Genomic DNA, 21,398 nt, shown 5'->3' with positions numbered 1-21,398 from the left:
CGCGCACGAGACCATGCCCAGACCTGTCATCGCCCCGTTGGCATCCGCGCTTTGTCTGGCGCTGGCTGCCTGCCAGAGCGCGTCCAAGCCGGCGCCTGTGCAGCCGTCGCCCGAGACCGCGTCGGCAGCCGTGCCGGCGTCGCCGCCGGCAACGCCGATCCGCGGCATCGGGCTGGCGCCTCATCTGGCAGGGCAGAGCCACTGGGCCGTCGGTCAATGCACGACCAACGGTACCGTCAACGTGTGCAATTGACCGACGCTGACTGAACGGAGCCCGTTCCGCGCGAACGAAAGCTTGTTACCGCGTGTCGAAGCGGACCATCCTCGACCTCAGCCATTTCCTGCCGGCAAGCCGCTCATCGCTGATCTCGATCTTCCGGTCCGTTCTTGCTGCGTCGTCATGGTGCTCGACCTCGACGGGCCGATTGCCGACGGCCCGCCGATATGTGGTCGTCGCGCTGATCGCCAGCAGGCCGATCGCCTGAAGCAGCACGATCGCCTCTTTCCGATAGACGAGACAGTGCGCTCGCGGCTTTCACTGTTTTCGCTGTCGTTACCTTTCGGCATCGTGCAATTCACAGACTTCGATGCCGTGAAACCGGATGCGTTGTCGCGTATCGTCGACGTTTCGGCGGCATGGATTGCCGTCCGTTGAATGAACCTGGACTGATTGGACACCGGACAATTCGATGAGCGCGTTGTTTTCAAGCAAGTGGCTGGCGAGCATGATGCTCGCAGCGATTCCCGTTTCGGCATGGGCGCTCGATTGCAATGAGCCGTCGGGCGGGATCGGTCTCGACGCCGCGCGTGCGAGTCTCGCATGCGCCGAACGCGACGTGGCCAGGAACGACAAGGCGTTGAACGAGGCCTACCGGCGCCTGAATGCGGCGGTAGGCATCCAGCCGGAAGAACGCGATGCGTTGCGCGCGGCGCAGCGCGCCTGGATCACGTTTCGTGACGCCGAGTGCGACCTGCGCGCGCTCGACGCCGGCGGTGCGCCGCAATGGGTTCCCGTCAATCGGGCGCAGTGCGTGTCGGAGTTGACGGCTGAACGGACTGCGCAACTGCAGGGCTATCGCGACGGGCATGGCGACTGATGTGCGAGGGTCGGCCGATGGACTGGCGGCAACGGCCGTCGACCGCGACGAATCACGCGTTCATGTCGGCCGTCGCGCTCATGGATACGAACGCAGGCAGGGGTAACATGACCGACGTCGGCGCGAGCGGGTCCGGTGCTGGAACCCGCTCATGGTCAGCGCGTGTTGCGCGGCAAGAGGTCGATGCGCGCGGCAATTTCCGGGGCGATTGAACGATGAACGAGGCACGCGAAACAAACGATTCCGGCTGGCACGTCGATCCCGCCGCGGGAACGGTCATCGGCCAGTTGCCGGTCACGCTGGCGGTCGACAGCCGGAGCCTGAAAAGAAGGGCAATCGTCTGCGCGGTGCTGGCCGCGGCGAGCCTGGGCGGTTATGCGGCCGCCCCGACGCTCTGGCCCATAGCGGCGCTGGCGGTGCTGCTGGCGCTGGCGAGTGCCGCCTTCTTCGTCTCGTCGCGACGCAAGATGGCGCTGCTTGTCGACGAAACGGGTTTCAGGCTGATCGGCTCCGCGCGTGAAAAACCCGTCACGCAATGGCGCGACGTCACCGAGTTCCGGATTATCAGCGTTGCCGGAAATCGTTACATCGGCTACCAATTCTCGGCGCATTCGTCGCGCACCAAGGTGCCGGGCGGCGTGATGCTGCCGATCGCCCGGTTTGCCGATCTCCCGCTCGACGCGGTGGCCGGTTTGCTGGAAGCATGCCGCCGGCAGTTCGGCGGGCAGGACGACCGGGCCGACCGAACGGGCTGATGGCGCCCGATGAGCATGCCCCGAGCGATCCGGCACTCAAGGAAACAAAAAAATGCCGGACGCCGTGTCGATTTCCGTCGGGTTCGTCCGTCGTAGCATCGGGGGCGTGCGCATCGCGCGTCCGTCCCGATTTCCGATACGACAACCGACTGAAGGAGCGACACCCATGTCCACGTCCGTCAAACCGATCCCGGAAGGGATGCGCACGCTGACGCCGCACCTGATCTGCGCCGGCGCAGCCGCAGCCATCGACTTCTACAAGCGCGCATTCAATGCGAGCGAACAGTTTCGCCTCGCAATGCCCGACGGCAGGCTCGCGCACGCGTGCCTCGTGATTGGCGATTCGACACTGATGCTGGTGGATGAAATGCCAGAGCACGGCGCGCTCGGGCCGAAGGCGCTGAAAGGCACTGCCGTCTGCCTGCACCTGTACGTGCCGGACACCGATGCGGCGATCGCGAAGGCTGTCGAGGCCGGCGCGACGGTCACGATACCGGCCGCCGACATGTTCTGGGGCGATCGTTATGGGCAGGTCGAGGATCCGTTCGGGCATCGCTGGTCGCTCGCGACGCATCAGCGCGACCTGACGCCCGAGCAGATCGCGGAGGCAATGGCCAGCGCGCCGCCGTGCGGAAGCTGACGCAGTCACGCAACCGCGGTTGAGCGGCGGCACGGCGGCATCCACACGCGCCCGGTTCGTCCGCGGTTATGTGCCGGTCGTCTTGCCGCGCTGCTTGTCCTCGTACACCCGGTGATCGGCCGATGCGAGCAGGTCGGCCACCGCGTGATGGCGCGCGGGATCGCAGGCGACGTTGCCGACGCCGAACCGGATCGCGTAGCCGCTCGCATCGGCTGCATTGCGCAACGCGGGCGCCTGCGTCACGCGTTCGACCGGATCGGTGGCGCTCGGCAGCACGGCGAACTCGTCGCCGCTGGGCCGTGCGATTACGTTGCTATCGCGCAGCGTGCCTGTCAGTGTATCGGCAAGTGTTGAGTGCGCGGTCGCCTTCGGCATGGCCGAAGCGATCGTCGATCGCCTTGAAATCGTTCAGGTCGAAGAACAGCAGCACGGCGTGACGACCCAGGCGATCGCACAGGCTCAGCACCTGACGGGCGAGAACCTCGAAGCCGCGCCGGTTCGTCAGTTGCGTGAGCGCGTCGGGGGGGCGAAATGCAGCGCGGCGATCTCGCATTCGGTCATGTCGGCGAGATCGCCGAGCAGCGCGAGTTCGTCAGGTTCGAGCGAGCGTGGCTGCGTGCCGCTGACGAGCGGGTTGTCGTGGAAGTGGGCCGCAGGTCCGGCGACGGGCGTTTTCGGTTCGGTCCGGATCGATGAAGATGCGGTGAGAAGCGGGTGCCATGAGCCGGCGTTGCGTCCCGATGCCGAATCCGCTGCGCGATGCCTCAAGGTGCTCGTCGCGGTGCCGTAAACAGGACGAGTCCAATCGTTCATCACACGCCATCGCACCATGGTTCGAATCCTGTACGCGGGGTATCTCGCGTTTGCGCTGTATCTCCTCTACCCGATGGTTCAGAACACGCTGGCATTCAGCACGGATTGCGTGCGCAATGCGCTGCCCAGCGGTGCCCAAGGCTTGTCGACGTCGTCGGCAAGCGGCGTGGACGGGCACGCGAATCGCTGTGCGCCGACTACGCAGGCCGGTGCCGCGACCGGGCGGATGCCTGAAATCCATTGAGCGCGGCGGACCGTCGCGCTGGCCATTCGGCCGAATTGATACCCGCGCCACGCTCGCCGATCATCGGTAACACGGCGAATCGAATGAGAAGTGTCGAGGGCCGTGCGAAAGCGCGTGGCGTGCGTCAGTAGCTGGAGCGGTACGGCGTGCCCTGGTCGAAGCGGCTTTGCCAGTGCGTGAGGTAGCGCGATGCGAGTTGCGGATTGTTCCACACCACGACGACGTTCTCGGAGTTGCGGCTGGCCGCCGATGCGCTGTAGTTGAACGAACCGGTCTCGACGTGCTCGGCGTCGATCACGAGGTACTTGTCGTGATGGATCGCATAGGCGTCGATCGTGCGCGTCGGGATGCCGGCGTTGACGAGCAGGTTCAGCGCCTGCTTGCTGCTCTTCGCGCGGTTGCCCTTGTCGTCGACGACCACGGCGACGTTGACGCCGCGTCGCTTGGCGGCGAGCAGCGCGCGCGTGACGGGCGGCGACGTGAACGAATACGCGGCGACGCGAATCGAGCTGCGCGCGGCGCCGATTGCTTTCAGCACGAGCGCCTCGGCGCCGCCGTCGGGCGAGAACGCCGATTCGACAACCTGCGTCGCGGGTGCTTCGTGGGTAGGTGCCGGCAGCCATCGCGACACGAGGTCGATCGCCTGCTGGAGCAGCGATTCACTTTGCGTCTTGCCGAAGGCGGCGAACGGGGTGGCGAGCAGGGAAGCGGCGAGGCAGGCAGCGGCGAGGCGATTGCGCGACAACATCTTGGACAGCGAACAATTTCGAGACAGCGGGCCGTGAGTGTAACGCAGACGCGGCGGCGCGGTCACGCGCGGATGCGAATGGATTGCCCGCGCGATGATCGGCGGTGGCGGAGGCGATGACGCAAAGTTGCGTTGCGTGGCATCCGCATGTGCGAGCAGATCGATCAGGAGACGTCGCTGACGACAGTGTGCGATTGCGCATGCTGTCGCGGGATATCGGCGTGCAGGCAATGCGCGAGCACAGTCGAGCGTGCTCGGCGCTGCCCGTGACAGAAGCAGGCGAGCGTCAGGCGGTCATGCGCGCGCCGCGCGTCAATCGTTGACCGCAGGCGCCCCAACTTCATCGGGCGCGATCCATCCGGGCCCGGGCTCCGGCTGCACGTCGCGTGCGTCGAGCGGTTCGCCGCAGGCCGAGCACACGGTCACCGCATGCATCAACTGGCCGCAGGTACGGTGACGCAATTGCACCGGCGGCCCCTGGCCGTCGTCCTTCCAGCGGTCGCCCCACGCCATCAGCGCGAGCAGGGCCGGGTACAGGTCGAGGCCTTTTTCCGTCAACCGGTATTCGAAGCGCGGCGGGCGCGCCTGATACGCGCGCTTGACCAGCACGCCCTCGTCGACGAGCCGCGCGAGCCGTTCGGCCAGGACATGACGCGTGAGGCCAAGCTGCGCTTGAAACGCGTCGAAGCGGCGGCAGCCGAGGAACGCGTTGCGGAGGATCAGCATGGTCCAGCGGTCGCCGAGCACGGCGAGCGTGCGTGCGACCGAACAGTTCAGCGTGCCGATGTCATCCCATTTCATCGTCGAGTCTCTTGCGTCTTGCGGCGGTTCAGCGAAATAGCGGGTTCGATTATAGAACCCGCCTTCGGTTGCAACGGGCGCGGCTGCGTTGACAACGGCCGCGCCCGTTGTCAATAATAGGTTCCAATTTGGAACTTACTAGCGCGGCGACGCGCTTTCAACCCGGAGACAACCCGATGAATCCGCTTTCCCTGTCTGGTCTCGATCTGCTGCGTGCCGCGGCGGTGGGCGATGTGCCACTTGCGTCGATTTCGGAGACGATTCCGATGCGTCCGCTCGACGTCGAGCTCGGCTATGTGAAGTTTTCGGCGCGGGCGGACGGTCGGCACCTGAATCCGCTGGGCGGCGTGCACGGCGGGTTCGCCGCGACGGTGCTCGATTCGGTCACGGGTTGCGCGGTGCATTCGATGCTCGACGCGGGTGTCGGCTACGGCACGGTCGATCTGCATGTGAAGATGCTGCGGCCCGTGCCGCGCGACGTCGACCTGGTCGCGGAAGGGCGCGTGATTCACCTGTCGCGTTCGCTGGGCGTCGCGGAGGGCACGCTGAAGACGCCGGACGACAAGATCGTCGCGCATGCGTCGGCGACCTGCTTCATTCAGCGGCCGCAGTAACGAACGGCGGCAAGCGGGGCCGGCTGCAGGCTGAGGCCGCGTACGTGCGATGCGGGTTGCAAGGCCGTTGTCCGCGCCCACGCCCGGGCATTCGTGGCAGCGCCGAAGGCCGCCTGTAAGCGTACGCGGCGCCCGTCTGAAGCAGGCGCTTCAATGTGATAGCGTTCCTGCTTTCCACCGACGCGACAGGAACAGCATGGAATACCGCACACTCGGCGATTCGGGCATCGAGGTCAGCCTGGTCGGTCTCGGCACGATGACGTGGGGCGAACAGAATTCGGAGCGCGACGCGCACGAGCAGATCGACTACGCGATCGCACAGGGCGTGACGCTGATCGATGCCGCGGAGATGTACCCGGTGCCGCCGAAGCCCGACACGCAGGGGCGCACCGAGCAGTACATCGGCACCTGGCTCGCGCAGCATCGCGCGCAGCGCGACCGGATCGTGCTCGCGACGAAGATCGCGGGCCCGGCGCGGCAGCCGCACAACCCGCGCCATATCCGCGGCGAGGGTAACCAGTTCGACCGCAAGAACCTGACCGAGGCGCTCGACGGCAGCCTCAGGCGGCTGCAGACCGACTATGTCGATCTCTACCAGTTGCACTGGCCCGATCGCAGCACGACGACGTTCGGCCGTCCCGCGTATCCGTGGGTCGACGACGCGTACACGGTGCCGATCGAGGAAACCCTCGGCGTGCTCGCGGAATTCGTGAAAGCCGGCAAGGTGCGCGCGATCGGCGTGTCGAATGAAACGCCGTGGGGCGTCGCGCAGTTCCTGCGCGCGGCCGAGAAGCTCGGGCTGCCGCGCATCGCAAGCATCCAGAATCCGTACAGCCTGCTGAACCGCACGTTCGAGAACGGGTTGTCGGAATTCACGCATCGCGACGGCGTCGGCCTGCTCGCGTATTCGCCGCTCGCATTCGGCTGGCTGTCCGGCAAGTACGAGAACGGCGCGCGTCCGGCCGGCGCGCGCATCACGCTGTTCGAGCGCTTCCAGCGCTACAGCAGGCCGCAGGCCGTCGAGGCGACGTCGCGCTACGTCGCGCTCGCGCAGCGTCACGGGCTGTCGCCCGCGCAGCTCGCGCTTGCGTTCGTCAACAGCCGGCCGTTCGTGCGCAGCAACCTGGTCGGTGCTACGTCGCTCGAACAGTTGAAGGAGAACATCGGCAGCATCGACGTGAAGCTGTCCGACGAGATCCTCGCCGAGATCGACGCGCTGCACGAACTGCAGCCGAACCCGGCGCCGTAAACGGCGTGCGGCCCGCGCGGCAGCGATGCCGCGACGGACCGCATCGGCGGCGCATTGGCGCGCCGTCGTCGGATGCGTTACCGCATCTTGAGTCGCGTGCGCGCGACGAACAGTGCGGCGAGGCTCAGCAGCGCGCAGCCCATCAGGTAGAGCGCCGGCGACAGCCGGTTGCCGGTCGTGCTGATCAGCCAGGTGATGACGAACGGCGCGAAGCCGCCGAACAGCGTGACACCCGTGTTGTAGCTGACCGCGAGGCCCGTCGCGCGCGTCTGCGACGGGAACAGCTCGGCCATCAGCGCCGGCAGCGCGCCGCAGTACATCGCCTTCAGCGCACCGATCCAGACCAGTGCGGCGAGCATCGTCGCGAACGACGCGTGGCGGGTGAGCCACGCGAACGTCGGCCACACGGTGACGAGCATCAGGACGGCCGCGACCGCCATCATGCGGATCCGCCCGGTGCGATCGGACAGATGGCCGACGACCGGCGTGACGAGCGTCAGCACGAAGCCGGTCGCGAGCGTTGCCGCGAAGCCGGTCGATGCGGGCAGCCCGAGCTGCTTGATCGCATAGGTCGGCATGTACAGAATCATGTAGTTGATCGCGGTCGAGATCACCAGCGCGCCGATCGACAGCAGCAGCCGCAACTTCTGGTCCGCGAACAGCTCGCGCACCGGCGCTTCGGAGCGTGCCTGCGTCTTGAACTCGACGCCTTCGTCGACGTAGCGGCGGATGTACAGCCCGACCGGGCCGATCGCGAGGCCGAACAGGAACGGCACGCGCCAGCCCCAGCTTTCGAGTTGCGCGGATGTCAGCGTGGACGTCAGCAGCGCGCCGAAGCCCGATGCGAGCAGCGTCGCGAGGCCCTGGCTCGCGAACTGCCAGCTCGACATGAAACCGCGCCTCTGCGGTGCGTGTTCGACGAGGAACGCGGTCGAGCTCGCGAATTCGCCGCCCGCGGAAAAGCCCTGCATCAGCCGCGACAGCATGATCCCGAGCGGCGCGAGCATGCCGATCGATGCGTAGGTCGGCATCAGCGCGATCAGCAGCGTGCCGGCCATCATCATCGCGATCGACAGCAGCAGCGACGCCTTGCGGCCCGCGCGGTCCGCGTATGCGCCGAGCACGAAGCCGCCGATCGGCCGGATCAGGTACGAGAGCCCGAACGTGCCGAGCGTCAGCATCAGCGACGTCGCTTCGCTCGTCGCGGGGAAGAACAGCTTGGCGATCGTTACCGCGAAGAAGCCGTAGACGATCAGGTCGAACCATTCGAGCGCGTTGCCGATCGACGCCGCGAAGATGATGCGCCGGATCTTCGCGGCGCTGGGGCGCGCGGCGTCCTGCGAGGTCAGGGTGGTCGTATTCATCGTGTGTGCAGGTCCCGAGAAAGGGGCGAAGCGCGTTACAGGGCGGCGCCGGCCGCGGCGGGTGCCGCGCGGCGAACGGGCGGCGCGTCGTCGCCGAGATCCCAGAAGAGGCCGGCCATCATCTGCAGCCCCTCGCTGACGACGCTCGCGAGCAGGTGCTCGTCGGGCGCATGTTGCGAGCACGCCGGGTACGAGTGCGGCACCCACAGCGTCGGCAGCCCGAGCGTGTCGGCGAACACTTCGTTCGGCAGCGTGCCGCCGAGATTCGGCAGGATCGCGGGCTTCTTGCCGGTGGTGCGCGCAAGCGAGGCGACGGCCCAGCGGACCCACGGATCGTCTGGCGGCACGCGCGTTGCCGGTGCGCCGCGCTCGACGTCGATCTCGATATCGGCGAAGCCGTGCGCATCGAGATGCGTGCGCAGGTGCGCTTGCAGCGCTTCCCAGTCGGTGCCGACGACGAAGCGCAACTGGCAATGCGCATACGCGACGGGCGGGATCGCATTGACGGGGTGCTCGGGGTTGCCGGCCTTGAACGCGAGGATTTCGAACGTGTTCCAGCCGAACACGCGCTCGGCCGCGGACAGGCCGGGCTCGCCCCAGTCGGCGTCGAGCGCCGGATCGCCGGGGCCGCCGCCGACGGAAAGATCGGCGAGCGCGTCGCGCACGGCGGCCGGGATCGGCGGCGGGCGCAGCCCCGCGACGCGGATCGCGCCGCGCGCGTCGACAAGGCTCGCGAGCGCATGTGCGAGCACGATCGCCGGATTGCGCAGCAGCCCGCCCCAGTTGCCGGAATGGTGTGCGCCGTCGCGGGCGCGCAGGCTCAGTTTGAAATTGACCGAGCCGCGCGAGCCGAGGAACACGGTCGGGCGCGCGGCGGCGATGCGCGGGCCGTCGGACGCGATCAGCACGTCGGCCGCGAGCGCGTCGCGCTCCTGGCGGCACAGCGCGTCGAGGCCCGGCGAACCCGTTTCCTCGCCCATCTCGATCAGCAGCTTTGCATTGAAGCCGAGCCGGCCGCCGCGCGCGTCGAGCACGCTCGCCAGCGCGGCCAGGTTGATCGTGTGCTGGCCCTTGTTGTCGGCGCTGCCGCGGCCGTACCAGCGGTCACCGTCGGCCGTCAGCGTCCACGGCGACAGCGGCGCGCGCCACTGCGCGTCGTAGCCGCGCACGACGTCGCCGTGGCCGTAGATCAGCACGGTCGGCAGCGCGTCGTCTTCGTGGCGCGACGCGAGCAGGAACGGGCCGCCGCCGTCGACTGGATTGTCGACGATCCGCGACGTGAAGCCGAGGCGCGCGGCCTCCGGCGCGATCTCGTCGGTCAGGTACGCGCGCAGTGCGGCTTCGGAGCCGCTTTCCTGGCTTTCGGTGCGCAGGCCGACGCGGCGGCTCAGGGTCGTGAAGAACGCGCCGGATTCGAACTGGTTCAGTGCGTGCTGGATGGCGGCGGTACGGCTCAAGTCGGGTCTCCTCCGTCGGGCTGGCGGCGTGCGCGGATCGCGCATGCAGCGTGAAGTGCGATCGATTCTAGAAAGCCGTTTTTTTTGTCACAATGATCGAATTTCGAACCTTCCTTTGCCGAAAAAGCAAAGCAGCGCGGCCGGGCGCGGCGCGGAGACAGAACGATGGCGGCTTTCCTGCATGGCCTGGCGTTGCGGTATTTCGTCGAAGTGGCGCGCACCGGCTCGATCAGCGACGCGTCCGCGCGGCTGCACGTGGCCGTGTCGGCGATCAGCCGCCAGATCGCGAAGCTCGAGAGCGAACTCGGCGCGCCGCTGTTCGAGCGACGGCCGCGCGGGATGGCGCTGTCGGAGGCGGGCGAGCGGCTGCTGGCCTTCGCGCAGCGCAGCCTGCTGGAGGCCGAGCACGTGATGAAGGACATCGGCGGGCTCGACGCGCTGCACGGCAGCCTGCTGAAGATCGCGTGCTCGGAGGGGTTCGCGATCGATTTCCTGCCCGGCGCGCTCGCGAGCTTCAAGGCGCGCCACCCGGGCGTCGATTTCTCCGTGTGGGTCGTGTCGCCGGCGGACGCGACGCGGCGCGTGCGCGACGGCGATGTGGACGTCGCGCTGACTTTCAGCCTCGCGCCGGAGAAGGGCGTGCGTGTCGAGCACACCGAGCGCGCGCCGATCTTCGCGCTGGTGCGGCACGACCATCCGCTCGCGGCGCGCGACGCGGTATCGCTCGCCGATGTCGCGCGGCATCCGCACGTGCTGCCCGAGGCCGGTACGACGGTGCGCCAGTTGATCGACATCGCGTGCGCGCTCGACGGGCTGCTGCTCGAGCCCGAACTGACGAGCAACAACACGGCGGCGATGTACGGCTACGCGCGGCGCACGGGCGCGGTGATGTTCACGGGGCTGCTGTCGGTGCGCGACCGCTGCGAGGCGGACGGCTTTGTCGTCGTGCCCGTGACGAACCCGCAGCTTCGCGAGCGCAGCATCCAGGTGCAGACGATGGCGGGGCGCGATCTGCCCGCGTCGGTACGGGCGTTCCGCGACCATCTGATCGACGCGATGCAGGCCGCATCGCCGCCGCCGGCCGCCGCGCGCGGCCCGAGACGCCGGCCCGTGAGATAATCGTCAATCCGCCTTCCGCGCCCATGCGGCTCACCGAGCCGTATCCCCCTGTTCGACGCCAAATTGAAGAACCTGATTGTCACCCTCGATCGCGCCGGCGAGTTCGACGAGATCATCGACGTGCGCACGCCGCTCGAGTTCGCCGAGGACCATATTCCCGGCGCGCTGAACGCGCCCGTGCTCAGCAACGAAGAGCGCGTGCTCGTCGGCACGATGTACCGCCAGGTGTCGCCCTACGAGGCGACCCGCGTCGGCGCGGCGATCGTCGCGCGCAACATCGCGCGCCATCTCGACACGACGTTCGCCGACCGTCCGCGCAACTGGCGGCCGCTGATCTATTGCTGGCGCGGCGGCAAGCGCTCGGGCTCGATGACGACCTGGTTCAACCTGATCGGCTGGCAGGCGCGCCAGCTCGACGGCGGCTACAAGGCGTACCGCCGTTCGGTGTGCGCGACGCTCGACACGCTGCCGACGCGCTTTCGCTATATCGCGCTCGTCGGCCATACGGGCTGCGGCAAGACACGCCTGCTGAACGCGCTGCGCGACGCGGGTGCGCAGACGCTCGATCTCGAGGCACTCGCGTGCCATCGCGGCTCGCTGCTCGGCGCGCTGCCGGGCACGCCGCAGCCGTCGCAAAAGGGGTTTGATTCGGGGCTCGTCGAAACGCTCGGACGTTTCGACCCCGAATGGCCGGTGTTCGTCGAATCGGAAAGCCGCAAGATCGGGCTCGTGCAGTTGCCGATCGCGCTGATCGACGCGTTTCATGCGGGGCCGTGGGTGCAGGTCGACGCGGCGCACGACGAGCGCATCGCGTTCCTGCTCGACGATTATGGCCACCTGTTCGACGAACCGGCCGCGTTCAAGGCGCAGCTCCATCGGCTGATCGGCCTGCACAGCCGCGAAGAGGTCGCGCGCTGGAATGCGCTGATCGATGCGAACGCGCGGGCCGAACTGTTCACCAGCCTGATCGACAAGCATTACGATCCCGCCTATGCGCGCACCTACCGTGCGGCATACGGCAAGCCAAACCGGGCGCTGACGTTCGTTTTCCGGCCCAATGCGGCCGACGTGCGCGATCAGGCGCGCACGCTGCTGGCCCAACTCGCGCAGGCCGGGCTGCCCGCGTCGGCCGCGATGGCGGCAGGCTCGCAATCCGAAACCGATAAAGACCAATCGACGACCACACGATGACGACCACACGCACCCAACCCAATCCGGCCCTCGGCTGGATGACTTTCCTGCTGATCGCGGTCGCGGGACTGTTCTATGTGAAATGGTTTCCGTACTACAACAAGGCGTTCGTTGCCGCCGAGCACCATTCGATCGGCCAGTCGATCCTGATGGGCACGTCGGCGGCCGCGCCCGAGCCGTCGCTGAAGGCCGCGCTCGACTACGCGTGGGCGTACGGCAAGGCGATCTGGCAGGCGATGGTGCTCGGCTTGCTGCTCGGTTCGGCCGTGCAGGCGCTGCTGCCCGCGCACTGGGTCGCACGCGTGCTCGGCCGTACGGGGTTCGGCAGCGTCGCCGCGGGCGGCCTGCTGTCGCTGCCCGGGATGATGTGCACGTGCTGCGCGGCGCCGGTCGTCGCGGGCCTGCGTGCGCGCCATGCGTCGCCGGGCGGTGCGGTCGCATTCTGGCTCGGCAACACGGTGCTGAACCCGGCGGCACTGGTCTTCATGGGCTTCGTGCTCGGCTGGCACTGGAGCGCGCTGCGCTTCGTGCTCGGCATCGCGATGGTGTTCGGGATCGGCTATCTGCTGAACCGCATTGCGCGCCCTGAAGACCGCAGCATCGACGATGCGCAGCTTGCCGCACTGGCGGCCGAGCAGGCCGCGGCCGGCAATCCTTTCGTCCGCTGGGTGAAGCTGCTTGCGCGCATGGCCGTGCGGCTCGTGCCCGAATACATCGTACTCGTGCTGCTGCTCGGCGCCGCGCGCGCATGGCTGTTCCCGCATATCGGCCCGGACATCGGCAATCATCTCGGCTGGATCGTCGTATTTGCGGTCGCGGGCATGCTGTTCGTGATCCCGACGGCCGGCGAGGTGCCGATCATTCAGGCGATGCTGTCGCTCGGCATGGGCGTCGGCCCGGCCGCTGCGCTGCTGATGACGCTGCCGCCGATCAGCGTGCCGTCGCTTGCGATGCTCGCGCGTTCGTTCAAGCCTTACATGCTGGCGATCGTCGCGACCCTCGTCGTCGTGTTCGGGATCGTGAGCGGCTTGCTCGCGGTCGCGTTCGGGTTCTGACGCGCACGAGCGGCGCGCCGGGCGGGCGCAATCGTCGTATTCATCCGGCGCCGCTGCTTCACGTGTGCGGCGCCCTTTACAAGAAGCAAACAGGAAAACGCATGACCCAACCGAAGATCCATCCTCGACTCGAAAAGGCGCTGACGCGCGGCGATCTCGCGATCCGCCAGGCCAATTCCGCGCGGGCGACTGCCGTGCTGAACGCACTCGGCACGATGATCATCGAGGCCTCCGCAACGATCGGCGTCGACGCCAGCATCGACATTCCGCAGGGCGACCGCATTTACGATCCCGTCAACGGCCTGTGGCCGCAGAAGATGCTGGTGTCGTTCGACGGCCCGGTGGACGAAGCCGATGCGGACGAACTGCGCTCGGTCTATCTGGTCGCCGACGATCCGGGCACGCAGTTCCGCGTCGAATGGCATCGCGCGGACGGCAAGCTCGGCCGCCAGGAAGGCGGCCCGCTCGCGACCGTCGCGTTCCTGACCGACGTCGAGATTCCGTGGAGCGACGACGACGAGTAACGTCGTCATGAAGCCGGCGCCGTGCGCGCCGGCCGTCAGCGCATCATCCGCCGCCGGAACAGCCACGCGGACAGCAGGAATCCGCCGACCGCGTAGCCGGCGAGCACCGCGACGTGCAACGCGACGTCCGTCGCCGGCCGGCCGAGCATCGCGGGCCGGATCAGCTCGACCGCGTTCGCGAGCGGCAGCACATGCGCCGCGTGCTGCGCGACCGGCGGCAACTGCGTGATCGGGAAAAACACGCCCGACAGCAGCAGCATCGGCGTCAGCACGAGCGTCTGATAGAACATGAAGAAATCGTAGGACGGCGCGAGCGCCGTGACGATCATCGCGATGCTGGCAAACGCGAGGCCCGCAAGCGCGATCACGGGCAGCGCCACGAGCATCGACGGAAACTGCGCATAACCGAGCGCGCCCGCGACGAGCATGATCGCGGCACCCGACAGCATCGCCTTGCTGGCTCCCCAGACAATCTCGCCGAGCACGATGTCGCCGAGCGCGAGCGGCGTATGCATGATCGCCTCCCAGGTGCGCTGCACGTGCATTCGCGAGAAGCCCGAATACATTGATTCGAAGCTCGCGGACATCATCACGCTCGACCCGGCCGTGCCGGCCGCGAGGAACGCGATATACGACACGCCGTCGACATGGCCGAGCATCAGGCCGAGCCCGAAACCGAGCCCGAACAGATAGATCATCGGATCGGCGAGATTGCCGAACATCGACGCGAGCGCGAGCTTGCGCCAGACGAGATAGTTGCGCCGCCAAACGGCGACCCAGTTCGTCGCGTTCGCGGGCATCGCGATCGCGAAGCGCGACTCGCGTGGCGGGGCGGTCGGTGCGGCGGCGGAATAGTTGCGGACGTCCATGATCGATCAGTCCTGCATTTCGCGGCCCGTGAGCCGCAGGAACACATCCTCCAGATTGGCCGGGCGATGCAGATAGCGCAACCCAGAGCGACCCTTGAGTCGCGCGCTGAGCGGCTCCGGGTCACTCACGTAGCAGAACAGCGTCTCGCCGCTGATCTCGGTGTGCTTCGCGAACGCCGATAGCTCGTCGCGCAGCGCGGCCGGGTCGGGCCCGTAGATTTCGATCACGTCGCAGCCGATCTCCGATTCGATCAGCGCGTGCGGCGCGCCTTCGGCGATCTTGCGGCCTTCCTCGATCACGCACAGGCGGTCGCACAGGCGCTCGGCTTCTTCCATGAAATGCGTGGTGATCAGGATCGTCTTGCCGCGCGCCAGCAGCGAGCGCAGCCGCTCCCACATCAGGTGCCGCGCCTGCGGGTCGAGGCCCGTCGTCGGCTCGTCGAGCACCAGCACGTCGGGATCGTTGACGAGCGCGCGGGCGAGCGTGAGGCGGCGCTTCATGCCGCCCGACAGCTCGCCGACCTTTGCATCGGCCTTGTTCTCGAGCTTCGCGAATTCGAGCAGCGGCTGCACGAGCGAGCGCGCAGCCTGCGCCGACATCCCGAAATAGCGGCTGAACACGAGCAGGTTTTCGCGCACGGTGAAGTCGGGGTCGAGATTGTCGAACTGCGGGACGACACCGACGCGCTGGCGCGCAAGCCGCGCGCGCGATGGAACCGGTTCGCCGCACAGCGAAATGGTGCCCGCATCGGGATACGCGAGGCCGAGCAGCATCTTCAGCGTGGTGGTCTTGCCGGCGCCGTTCGGCCCGAGCAGGCCGTAGCATTCGCCGGCCTGCACGCTGAAGGACAGGCCGTTGACGACGAGCTTGTCGCCATAGCGCTTTTCGACGTTGCGGAGATCGATCGGTGCGACGGACATGGGCATGTTGTCGTTGTAAGCGGGCGCGTTCCGCCGCCCGATGCGTGGCCGGTTTGCGAACGGATCGGGCGAATGCGAGTCACATGGGCATGACCGAAGCGCACGACGCCGGCGCGTGATGACCCGCTGGAGTACGAACGGGCCATTCTAGTGCATCGGCTGCGTCTCTTCAGGGCATGCCTGCACGGTGCGATGCAGGCGCGCACCGATCGTGCACCGCATCATCGCGCACACGCCGAGCGGGGCGAATCAGCGTTTTCCATCCCTTGCGTCCTGAATTGCGGCGCACCATGATGAATGCGTAGGCTCGTTGTCGCGATAGGGAGGTTCCATGGCTAGCTACAACAAGATTTTGCTGTGTTATGACGGCTCGCTCGAAGGACGCAAGGCGCTGCGTTGCGGCGCCAATCTCGCAATGGACCTGAAGGCCGAAACGCACTTGCTGTCGGTCGTCGACATGCGCTCGAGCATTGCGCAAAGCGCGGGTCTGCTGACCGATGTCGCGTGCGGCCGCTTCGAGGAAACCGCGCGCGAAATCCTGCAGGAAGGCGTGAACTGGCTGCGCGAGCGCGGCGTGCAGGCTGAAGGCCATTTCGCGTTCGGTTATCCGATCGACGAAATCGCGAATCTCGCGTCGGAGCTGAAGGTCGATCTCGTCGTCGTCGGCCACCGGTGCCGCAGCGGGCTGTCGAGATGGTGGATGGGCTCGGGCAATACGCAACTGCTCGATCGCGTGAACTGCAGCATTCTGGTTGCGTGTTCGTCGGCGGAAGAGCAGAAGGCCGAAATCGCGCGCGAGCGTGAAGCGGCCACGGCGAGCGGCAAATGACGCAATGACGGCCTGACCGGCGATGCGCGCCGGTCAGGCGCCGCGCAGCATCAGCGGCGTGGGCGTCGATCGCGGTTGGCTAAGCATGCAGGTCGATCGCGGACAACTTCCACGAAAACAGCCCGAAGCGGTGGAATATTGCCGCATAGCGCGTGCCGTCGGCGCTGCGCTGGTAGGTCACGACGAATTCGTCGATATTCCGGTAGCCGGCACCGGTTTGCTGCTGATGCGGCGGGTGCGTTGCATCGTTCGCGCTGGTCGGTGCGGCAGCGGCCGGTGCGGGCGATGACGCAGCCGCGGCGGCCGCGTTGCTGCCTGGTACGGCGGCACTCGCCGGAGCGGGATTAACCAGCGGTGCGGCCGGCGTGTCGGCCGGTGCACCGCCTTGCGGCAAATTCGACCATTCGGGCGGACGCTCGCCCGGATTGCCGCGCGGCGGCAATCCGCTCATCAATGCGGCCACACCCTCCGGCGTCGCATACGCATCGACCAGCGGGCCGATCAGCGCGGACCCGATCAGCGCACCGATCACCGCGAACGGATTGTTCTTCTTCACCGCGTCGATCCGGCGCATCAACTCTTCCGTCACCTGCTGCTTCAGGCTGATGCGCAGCGACGGAAAATCGACATATTCACTGATGACCTGCGCATCGCGTGCATCGATCGCCGATTTCAGGCGACCGAGCGCGACGTACGGCGACGCGTATGCATAGCCGATCGCCGTCATGACGGCGACGGCCAGCACGACGACCAGCAGGGGCTTGAGCCGCCGTTTGCGGCTCGAAGATCCAGTCACGTTGCCTCCGGTGCGGGAATGCTCCGCAATCAGAGACCGCCTTGCGCGGCCGATCGTTCCTCCGCGATGCAGCGATCGATCATCCGGCACACGGCATCGATCGTGCCGACCATGATCAGGCGCGATCGGCCGTGATAGACGCGCACCGGCGCGCGGCGCGCGGGTTCCGCGTGATTCAGGCCGGCGTTCAGCGATACCCGTGCGAAAGCGGGGAGCGCCGACGGCAGCAGGGACGCCTGCCGTTCGACTGCGACTTCTTCTTTCACAGGCGCTGCCGCGGACAGCGGTGCGCAAGGCGTGCGGCCGCGCAGATGACGCAGGCGACCGAATTGACGGAAAGGCAGCAGGCGGGCAAGGCGTTCCATGATGTTCTCCTAGCGAGACGGAATGTCAGAGTTCGCCCGAGCGGATCAGCCCGACGGCGATGCCTTCCAGCGCGAATTCCGCGCTGCCGGCCTTGACGAAGATGTTTTCGTAATCCGGGTTCTCCGCGATCAGTTCCAGACCGCCCGGCCGGCGCATCAGGCGCTTGACCGTGACGTCGTCGCCGAGACGCGCGACGATGATCTGGCCGTCCTTCGCTTCCGTGCGCTTCTGCACGGCGAGGAGGTCGCCGTCGAGAATGCCGGCGTCGCGCATCGACAGGCCGCGCACCTTCAGCAGGTAGTCGGGCTTGCTGGAGAACAGCGCGGGATCGCACGCGTAATGCTGAGAGATGTGCTCCTGCGCAAGGATCGGGCTACCGGCCGCGACGCGGCCGACGAGCGGCAGCGACAGTTGCATCAGGCCGGCGTGCGGCAGCGTGAACTGGTGCGGGGCGTCGTCGATGCCGAGCAGGCGGATGCCGCGGGATGCGCCGGCGGCCAACTCGATCACGCCCTTGCGCGCGAGTGCGCGCAGGTGCTCCTCGGCCGCATTCGGCGAGCTGAAGCCCAGTTCGGCCGCGATCTCGGCGCGGGTGGGCGGGAATCCGGAACGCTCGATCGCGCGACGGATCAAGTCGAACACTTGCTGCTGACGGGCGGTGAGTTTGGTCATGGCTTAACTGTATGGATAGACAGTGAGCTGTATTTTTATACAGTACTTCGCGAATTTCAAGCGTTACTTGAGGTTCGACGCGATCACGCCGGTTCCGGCGCGATTTCGCGACGTCCGGACGCCGGTTTATCTGCCGCAACCGTCCATCCCGTCTGCGTTAGCACTTTTGAGTATTAAAAAATGAGGAACGATTATTTTTAATCATGTAACCCGTTCGTTAGACTGGCCCGACATCGCAATACCGACAACACTGGAGAACCAAGGATGGCGAAGCGCAATACGGGGCTGGTGGGCGGAGTGGGCCGCCTGATCGCAACACTCGCGCTGGGCGCGGCGGCGACGCTGGGCGTCGCGACGCACGCGCAGGCCGATACGACCTTCCTGAACGTGTCGTACGACCCGACGCGCGAGCTGTATCAGGACTTCAACCAGGCGTTCGGCAAGGAGTGGAAGGCGAAGACGGGCGAGACCGTCAACTTCAAGCAGTCGCACGGCGGCTCGGGCGCGCAGGCGCGCTCGGTGCTCGACGGCCTGCAGGCCGACGTCGTCACCCTGGCGCTTGCGTACGACATCGACGCGCTCGCGAACAAGGGGCTCGTCAACAAGGACTGGCAGAAGCGCCTGCCCGACAACGCGTCGCCGTACACGTCGACGATCGTGTTTCTCGTGCGCAAGGGCAATCCGAAGGGGATCAAGGACTGGGACGACCTGACCAAGCCGGGCATCTCGATCGTCACGCCGAACCCGAAGACGTCGGGCGGCGCGCGCTGGAACTACCTGGCCGCGTGGGCGTACGCGCTACACAAGCCGGGCGGCAACGAGCAGACGGCGAAGGAGTTCGTGACGAAGCTCTACAAGAATGCGGGCGTGCTCGATTCCGGCGCGCGAGGCGCGACGACGAGTTTCGTGCAGCGCGGGATCGGCGACGTGCTGATCGCCTGGGAAAACGAGGCGTTCCTGTCGGTCAAGGAATTCGGTACCGACAAGTTCGAGATCGTCGTGCCGTCGGTGAGCATCCTGGCCGAGCCGCCGGTCGCGGTGGTCGACAAGGTGGTCGACAAGAAGGGCACGCGCAAGCTGGCCGACGCGTACCTGAATTTCCTGTACAGCCCGCAGGGCCAGGAGATCGCGGCGCGCAACTACTACCGGCCGCGTTCGAAGAACGTGCCGGCGGAACTGACGAAGCAGTTCCCGAAGCTGAAGCTGTACACGGTCGACGACACGTTCGGCGGCTGGACGAATGCGCAGAAGACGCATTTCGCGGACGGCGGCGTGTTCGATTCGATCTACAAGCCGCAGTAACGCCATAACGACAGCGGCGCGCCACGACAGCGGCCGCATCCCCGACGGGCCGCCGGCGCAATTCATCGCGCCGGCGTTTGCGTCGGACCCATGAGCAGCATCGACCCAGCAAGAGCATCCGATGACGACGTACACCTTTCGCAAGCCGAGCGCGTTGCCCGGTTTCGGCGTGACGCTCGGCATCACGGTGGCCTATTTGAGCCTCGTGGTGCTGATTCCGCTTGCCGCCACGTTCCTGAAGACCGCGACGCTGTCGTGGGACCAGTTCGTCACCGCCGTCACGTCGCCGCGCGTGCTCGCGTCGTACCGGCTGACGTTCTCGGCCGCGCTCGGCGGCGCGCTGATCAACGCCGTGTTCGGCTTCCTCGTCGCGTGGGTGCTCGTGCGCTACACGTTCCCGCTCAAGCGCCTCGTCGATGCGATCGTCGACCTGCCGTTCGCGCTGCCGACGTCGGTCGCCGGCATCTCGCTCGCGGCCGTTTACGCGACCAACGGCTGGGTCGGCCAGTATCTCGCGCCGCTCGGCATCAAGATCGCGTTTACGCCGGCCGGCGTGCTGGTCGCGCTGACCTTCATCGGGTTGCCGTTCGTCGTGCGCACCGTGCAGCCGGTGCTCGAGGATTTCGAACGCGAGCAGGAAGAGGCCGCCGCGTGCCTCGGCGCGTCGCGCTGGCTGACGTTCCGCCGCGTCGTGCTGCCGGCCGTGCTGCCGGCGCTGCTGACCGGTTTCGCGCTGGCGTTCGCGCGCGCGCTCGGCGAATACGGCTCGGTGATCTTCATCGCCGGCAACGTGCCGATGAAATCCGAGATCACTTCGCTGCTCATCATCACGAAGCTCGAGCAGTACGACTACGCGGGCGCGACCGCGCTCGCGGTCGTGATGCTGGTCGTGTCGTTCCTGATGCTGCTGCTGATCAACACGCTGCAATGGTATTTGCAGCGCCGCACGAGCAAGAGCGCAAGCGGCCCCGCGCCCGCGACCGTCACCGCAACCGCAGCAGGAGGCCAGCAATGAGCCAGGAGGCCACCGTCGTGCTGAAAACCCCGTCGTCGGCCGCACAAGGGCGCGCCACGAAACGGCTCGACCCCGTCAGCGAGTCGCGCGTCGTGCGCTGGCTGCTCACGGGCATCGCGCTGGCGTTCCTCGCGTTCTTCCTCGTCGTGCCGCTCGCCGCGGTGTTCGTCGAGGCGCTGCGCAAGGGCGTCGGCTTCTATCTCGAATCGCTGGCCGATCCCGACGCATGGGCGGCGATCAAGCTGACGCTGACCGTCGCCGCGATCGCCGTGCCGCTGAACCTCGTGTTCGGCGTGTGCGCTTCGTGGGCGATCGCGAAGTTCGAATTCCGCGGCAAGGCGCTGCTGACGACGCTGATCGACCTGCCGTTCTCCGTGTCGCCGGTGATCTCGGGCCTCGTGTACGTGCTGCTGTTCGGCGCGCAGGGCTGGCTCGGGCCGTGGCTGCAGGATCACGACGTGCAGATCATCTTCGCGGTGCCGGGCATCGTGCTCGCAACGATCTTCGTCACGTTCCCGTTCGTCGCGCGCGAGCTGATTCCGCTGATGCAGGCGCAAGGTACCGACGAGGAAGAAGCCGCGCGCGTGCTCGGCGCGTCGGGCTGGCAGATCTTCCGCCGCGTGACGCTGCCGAACGTGAGGTGGGGCCTGCTGTACGGCGTGATCCTGTGCAACGCGCGCGCGATGGGCGAGTTCGGCGCGGTGTCGGTCGTGTCGGGCCATATCCGCGGCGTGACCGACACGATGCCGCTGCACGTCGAGATCCTGTACAACGAATACAACTTCGCGGCGGCGTTCGCGGTGGCGTCGGTGCTGGCGCTGCTCGCGCTCGTCACGCTCGCGCTGAAGCTGCTCGCCGAGCGTCATCTCGCCGCCGAACTGGCCGGCGCGCGCGACGCCGTTCCCGCACATGCCGGCCCTGTCGCCGTCGTTTCGTCGAAATCGTAAAGAGGCAACC

General features: G+C 67.0%; 27 protein-coding genes. 17 read left to right on the top strand and 10 right to left on the bottom strand.

Features of this window, described 5'->3' with window-relative positions:
• Nucleotides 1–13: 13 nt before the first annotated feature.
• From JYG32_RS39570 to JYG32_RS05945, 5 genes are all read left to right on the top strand, one after another.
• Nucleotides 14–253, top strand: coding sequence for a hypothetical protein (locus tag JYG32_RS39570; protein ID WP_349631811.1), 240 nt, complete (start codon nucleotides 14–16; stop codon nucleotides 251–253).
• A 147-nt stretch (nucleotides 254–400) separates the two neighbouring features.
• A complete protein-coding gene (locus JYG32_RS05960; RefSeq protein WP_174381681.1) occupies nucleotides 401–655 on the top strand; it encodes a hypothetical protein in 255 nt (84 codons plus the stop codon).
• Nucleotides 656–689: 34 nt separating this feature from the next.
• Complete coding sequence (locus JYG32_RS05955) at nucleotides 690–1,097, top strand: lysozyme inhibitor LprI family protein (RefSeq protein WP_213264977.1); 408 nt, start codon at nucleotides 690–692, stop codon at nucleotides 1,095–1,097.
• Nucleotides 1,098–1,312: 215 nt separating this feature from the next.
• Nucleotides 1,313–1,852, top strand: coding sequence for an aspartyl-tRNA synthetase (locus JYG32_RS05950; RefSeq protein WP_213264976.1), 540 nt, complete (start codon nucleotides 1,313–1,315; stop codon nucleotides 1,850–1,852).
• Nucleotides 1,853–2,018: 166 nt separating this feature from the next.
• Nucleotides 2,019–2,492 (top strand): VOC family protein, encoded by a 474-nt coding sequence (locus JYG32_RS05945; RefSeq protein ID WP_213264975.1) that lies wholly within the window; start codon nucleotides 2,019–2,021, stop codon nucleotides 2,490–2,492.
• A gap of 66 nt (nucleotides 2,493–2,558) precedes the next feature.
• Here the strand turns inward: JYG32_RS05945 and JYG32_RS39680 are convergent, their stop codons facing one another.
• A complete protein-coding gene (locus tag JYG32_RS39680) occupies nucleotides 2,559–2,867 on the bottom strand; it encodes a diguanylate cyclase domain-containing protein (RefSeq protein WP_433960842.1) in 309 nt (102 codons plus the stop codon).
• On the opposite strand from JYG32_RS39680, the gene JYG32_RS39675 reads away from it, so the two are divergent.
• Nucleotides 2,752–3,282, top strand: coding sequence for a hypothetical protein (locus JYG32_RS39675; protein WP_433960855.1), 531 nt, complete (start codon nucleotides 2,752–2,754; stop codon nucleotides 3,280–3,282). The genes JYG32_RS39680 and JYG32_RS39675 overlap by 116 nt on opposite strands.
• A gap of 39 nt (nucleotides 3,283–3,321) precedes the next feature.
• A complete protein-coding gene (locus JYG32_RS05935) occupies nucleotides 3,322–3,549 on the top strand; it encodes a hypothetical protein (RefSeq protein ID WP_213264974.1) in 228 nt (75 codons plus the stop codon).
• Between the two features lie 124 nt (nucleotides 3,550–3,673).
• On the opposite strand, the gene JYG32_RS05930 is transcribed toward JYG32_RS05935, so the two are convergent.
• Both JYG32_RS05930 and JYG32_RS05925 read right to left on the bottom strand, forming a co-directional pair.
• Entirely contained in the window at nucleotides 3,674–4,297 is a 624-nt protein-coding gene (locus JYG32_RS05930) for a phospholipase D family protein (protein WP_034201824.1), read from the bottom strand.
• A 312-nt stretch (nucleotides 4,298–4,609) separates the two neighbouring features.
• Nucleotides 4,610–5,098: a winged helix-turn-helix transcriptional regulator gene (locus JYG32_RS05925; RefSeq protein WP_174381676.1), complete on the bottom strand. Its 489-nt coding sequence runs from the start codon at nucleotides 5,096–5,098 to the stop codon at nucleotides 4,610–4,612.
• Between the two features lie 176 nt (nucleotides 5,099–5,274).
• Between JYG32_RS05925 and JYG32_RS05920 the strand changes: the two genes are divergently transcribed.
• Nucleotides 5,275–5,712, top strand: coding sequence for a PaaI family thioesterase (locus tag JYG32_RS05920; RefSeq protein WP_174381675.1), 438 nt, complete (start codon nucleotides 5,275–5,277; stop codon nucleotides 5,710–5,712).
• Between the two features lie 196 nt (nucleotides 5,713–5,908).
• Nucleotides 5,909–6,961: an NADP(H)-dependent aldo-keto reductase gene (locus JYG32_RS05915; RefSeq protein ID WP_213264973.1), complete on the top strand. Its 1,053-nt coding sequence runs from the start codon at nucleotides 5,909–5,911 to the stop codon at nucleotides 6,959–6,961.
• 77 nt (nucleotides 6,962–7,038) lie between these two features.
• Here the strand turns inward: JYG32_RS05915 and JYG32_RS05910 are convergent, their stop codons facing one another.
• The gene (locus JYG32_RS05910) at nucleotides 7,039–8,325 is read right to left on the bottom strand and encodes an MFS transporter (RefSeq protein ID WP_213264972.1); all 1,287 of its coding nucleotides are present in this window, start codon (nucleotides 8,323–8,325) and stop codon (nucleotides 7,039–7,041) included.
• A gap of 35 nt (nucleotides 8,326–8,360) precedes the next feature.
• On the bottom strand, nucleotides 8,361–9,782 hold the full coding sequence (locus tag JYG32_RS05905; RefSeq protein WP_213264971.1) for a M20 family metallopeptidase: 1,422 nt from the start codon (nucleotides 9,780–9,782) through the stop codon (nucleotides 8,361–8,363).
• Between the two features lie 165 nt (nucleotides 9,783–9,947).
• On the opposite strand from JYG32_RS05905, the gene JYG32_RS05900 reads away from it, so the two are divergent.
• From JYG32_RS05900 to JYG32_RS05885, 4 genes are all read left to right on the top strand, one after another.
• A complete protein-coding gene (locus JYG32_RS05900; RefSeq protein ID WP_174381124.1) occupies nucleotides 9,948–10,901 on the top strand; it encodes a LysR family transcriptional regulator in 954 nt (317 codons plus the stop codon).
• Between the two features lie 63 nt (nucleotides 10,902–10,964).
• Nucleotides 10,965–12,092: a tRNA 2-selenouridine(34) synthase MnmH gene (gene mnmH / locus JYG32_RS05895; RefSeq protein WP_213264970.1), complete on the top strand. Its 1,128-nt coding sequence runs from the start codon at nucleotides 10,965–10,967 to the stop codon at nucleotides 12,090–12,092.
• Nucleotides 12,089–13,147, top strand: coding sequence for a permease (locus tag JYG32_RS05890; RefSeq protein WP_174381122.1), 1,059 nt, complete (start codon nucleotides 12,089–12,091; stop codon nucleotides 13,145–13,147). Before mnmH ends, JYG32_RS05890 begins: the two co-directional genes overlap by 4 nt.
• A 101-nt stretch (nucleotides 13,148–13,248) precedes the next feature.
• Nucleotides 13,249–13,671 (top strand): hypothetical protein, encoded by a 423-nt coding sequence (locus JYG32_RS05885; RefSeq protein WP_164462574.1) that lies wholly within the window; start codon nucleotides 13,249–13,251, stop codon nucleotides 13,669–13,671.
• Nucleotides 13,672–13,706: 35 nt separating this feature from the next.
• Here the strand turns inward: JYG32_RS05885 and JYG32_RS05880 are convergent, their stop codons facing one another.
• Both JYG32_RS05880 and nodI read right to left on the bottom strand, forming a co-directional pair.
• The gene (locus JYG32_RS05880; RefSeq protein WP_174381121.1) at nucleotides 13,707–14,540 is read right to left on the bottom strand and encodes an ABC transporter permease; all 834 of its coding nucleotides are present in this window, start codon (nucleotides 14,538–14,540) and stop codon (nucleotides 13,707–13,709) included.
• Nucleotides 14,541–14,546: 6 nt separating this feature from the next.
• Nucleotides 14,547–15,461 (bottom strand): nodulation factor ABC transporter ATP-binding protein NodI, encoded by a 915-nt coding sequence (gene nodI, locus JYG32_RS05875; RefSeq protein ID WP_213264969.1) that lies wholly within the window; start codon nucleotides 15,459–15,461, stop codon nucleotides 14,547–14,549.
• A 331-nt stretch (nucleotides 15,462–15,792) separates the two neighbouring features.
• Between nodI and JYG32_RS05870 the strand changes: the two genes are divergently transcribed.
• Entirely contained in the window at nucleotides 15,793–16,290 is a 498-nt protein-coding gene (locus JYG32_RS05870) for a universal stress protein (RefSeq protein WP_034184109.1), read from the top strand.
• Between the two features lie 79 nt (nucleotides 16,291–16,369).
• Here the strand turns inward: JYG32_RS05870 and JYG32_RS05865 are convergent, their stop codons facing one another.
• Genes JYG32_RS05865 through lexA form a run of 3 tightly spaced genes read right to left on the bottom strand, consistent with a single transcriptional unit; the run spans nucleotide 16,370 to nucleotide 18,124 of the window.
• Entirely contained in the window at nucleotides 16,370–17,086 is a 717-nt protein-coding gene (locus JYG32_RS05865; RefSeq protein WP_213264968.1) for a DUF2939 domain-containing protein, read from the bottom strand.
• A 29-nt stretch (nucleotides 17,087–17,115) separates the two neighbouring features.
• The gene (locus tag JYG32_RS05860) at nucleotides 17,116–17,451 is read right to left on the bottom strand and encodes a hypothetical protein (protein WP_034184111.1); all 336 of its coding nucleotides are present in this window, start codon (nucleotides 17,449–17,451) and stop codon (nucleotides 17,116–17,118) included.
• 25 nt (nucleotides 17,452–17,476) lie between these two features.
• A complete protein-coding gene (gene lexA / locus JYG32_RS05855; protein ID WP_009689103.1) occupies nucleotides 17,477–18,124 on the bottom strand; it encodes a transcriptional repressor LexA in 648 nt (215 codons plus the stop codon).
• 264 nt (nucleotides 18,125–18,388) lie between these two features.
• Between lexA and JYG32_RS05850 the strand changes: the two genes are divergently transcribed.
• The 3 genes from JYG32_RS05850 (at nucleotide 18,389) to cysW (ending at nucleotide 21,388) form a co-directional block, all read left to right on the top strand.
• Entirely contained in the window at nucleotides 18,389–19,426 is a 1,038-nt protein-coding gene (locus tag JYG32_RS05850; protein WP_213264967.1) for a sulfate ABC transporter substrate-binding protein, read from the top strand.
• A 121-nt stretch (nucleotides 19,427–19,547) separates the two neighbouring features.
• Entirely contained in the window at nucleotides 19,548–20,441 is an 894-nt protein-coding gene (gene cysT, locus JYG32_RS05845) for a sulfate ABC transporter permease subunit CysT (protein WP_174381117.1), read from the top strand.
• Complete coding sequence (gene cysW / locus JYG32_RS05840) at nucleotides 20,438–21,388, top strand: sulfate ABC transporter permease subunit CysW (RefSeq protein ID WP_174381116.1); 951 nt, start codon at nucleotides 20,438–20,440, stop codon at nucleotides 21,386–21,388. Before cysT ends, cysW begins: the two co-directional genes overlap by 4 nt.
• Nucleotides 21,389–21,398 lie beyond the last annotated feature (10 nt).

Origin of the sequence: Burkholderia pyrrocinia, from assembly GCF_018417535.1 — a bacterium.
GTDB lineage: Bacteria > Pseudomonadota > Gammaproteobacteria > Burkholderiales > Burkholderiaceae > Burkholderia > Burkholderia pyrrocinia_E.
This window is presented reverse-complemented; position numbering and strand designations above follow the sequence as displayed.

Excerpts from the sequence above, each read along its gene's own strand:
- JYG32_RS39570 (WP_349631811.1), top strand. The coding sequence starts at position 14 with ATGCCCAGACCTGTCATCGCCCCGTTGGCATCCGCGCTTTGTCTGGCG.
- JYG32_RS05960 (WP_174381681.1), top strand. The coding sequence starts at position 401 with ATGGTGCTCGACCTCGACGGGCCGATTGCCGACGGCCCGCCGATATGT.
- JYG32_RS05955 (WP_213264977.1), top strand. The coding sequence starts at position 690 with ATGAGCGCGTTGTTTTCAAGCAAGTGGCTGGCGAGCATGATGCTCGCA.
- JYG32_RS05950 (WP_213264976.1), top strand. The coding sequence starts at position 1,313 with ATGAACGAGGCACGCGAAACAAACGATTCCGGCTGGCACGTCGATCCC.
- JYG32_RS05945 (WP_213264975.1), top strand. The coding sequence starts at position 2,019 with ATGTCCACGTCCGTCAAACCGATCCCGGAAGGGATGCGCACGCTGACG.
- JYG32_RS39680 (WP_433960842.1), bottom strand. The coding sequence starts at position 2,867 with ATGCCGAAGGCGACCGCGCACTCAACACTTGCCGATACACTGACAGGC.
- JYG32_RS05935 (WP_213264974.1), top strand. The coding sequence starts at position 3,322 with ATGGTTCGAATCCTGTACGCGGGGTATCTCGCGTTTGCGCTGTATCTC.
- JYG32_RS05930 (WP_034201824.1), bottom strand. The coding sequence starts at position 4,297 with ATGTTGTCGCGCAATCGCCTCGCCGCTGCCTGCCTCGCCGCTTCCCTG.
- JYG32_RS05925 (WP_174381676.1), bottom strand. The coding sequence starts at position 5,098 with ATGAAATGGGATGACATCGGCACGCTGAACTGTTCGGTCGCACGCACG.
- JYG32_RS05920 (WP_174381675.1), top strand. The coding sequence starts at position 5,275 with ATGAATCCGCTTTCCCTGTCTGGTCTCGATCTGCTGCGTGCCGCGGCG.
- JYG32_RS05915 (WP_213264973.1), top strand. The coding sequence starts at position 5,909 with ATGGAATACCGCACACTCGGCGATTCGGGCATCGAGGTCAGCCTGGTC.
- JYG32_RS05910 (WP_213264972.1), bottom strand. The coding sequence starts at position 8,325 with ATGAATACGACCACCCTGACCTCGCAGGACGCCGCGCGCCCCAGCGCC.
- JYG32_RS05900 (WP_174381124.1), top strand. The coding sequence starts at position 9,948 with ATGGCGGCTTTCCTGCATGGCCTGGCGTTGCGGTATTTCGTCGAAGTG.
- JYG32_RS05890 (WP_174381122.1), top strand. The coding sequence starts at position 12,089 with ATGACGACCACACGCACCCAACCCAATCCGGCCCTCGGCTGGATGACT.
- JYG32_RS05885 (WP_164462574.1), top strand. The coding sequence starts at position 13,249 with ATGACCCAACCGAAGATCCATCCTCGACTCGAAAAGGCGCTGACGCGC.
- JYG32_RS05880 (WP_174381121.1), bottom strand. The coding sequence starts at position 14,540 with ATGGACGTCCGCAACTATTCCGCCGCCGCACCGACCGCCCCGCCACGC.
- nodI (WP_213264969.1), bottom strand. The coding sequence starts at position 15,461 with ATGTCCGTCGCACCGATCGATCTCCGCAACGTCGAAAAGCGCTATGGC.
- JYG32_RS05870 (WP_034184109.1), top strand. The coding sequence starts at position 15,793 with ATGGCTAGCTACAACAAGATTTTGCTGTGTTATGACGGCTCGCTCGAA.
- JYG32_RS05860 (WP_034184111.1), bottom strand. The coding sequence starts at position 17,451 with ATGGAACGCCTTGCCCGCCTGCTGCCTTTCCGTCAATTCGGTCGCCTG.
- lexA (WP_009689103.1), bottom strand. The coding sequence starts at position 18,124 with ATGACCAAACTCACCGCCCGTCAGCAGCAAGTGTTCGACTTGATCCGT.
- JYG32_RS05850 (WP_213264967.1), top strand. The coding sequence starts at position 18,389 with ATGGCGAAGCGCAATACGGGGCTGGTGGGCGGAGTGGGCCGCCTGATC.
- cysT (WP_174381117.1), top strand. The coding sequence starts at position 19,548 with ATGACGACGTACACCTTTCGCAAGCCGAGCGCGTTGCCCGGTTTCGGC.
- cysW (WP_174381116.1), top strand. The coding sequence starts at position 20,438 with ATGAGCCAGGAGGCCACCGTCGTGCTGAAAACCCCGTCGTCGGCCGCA.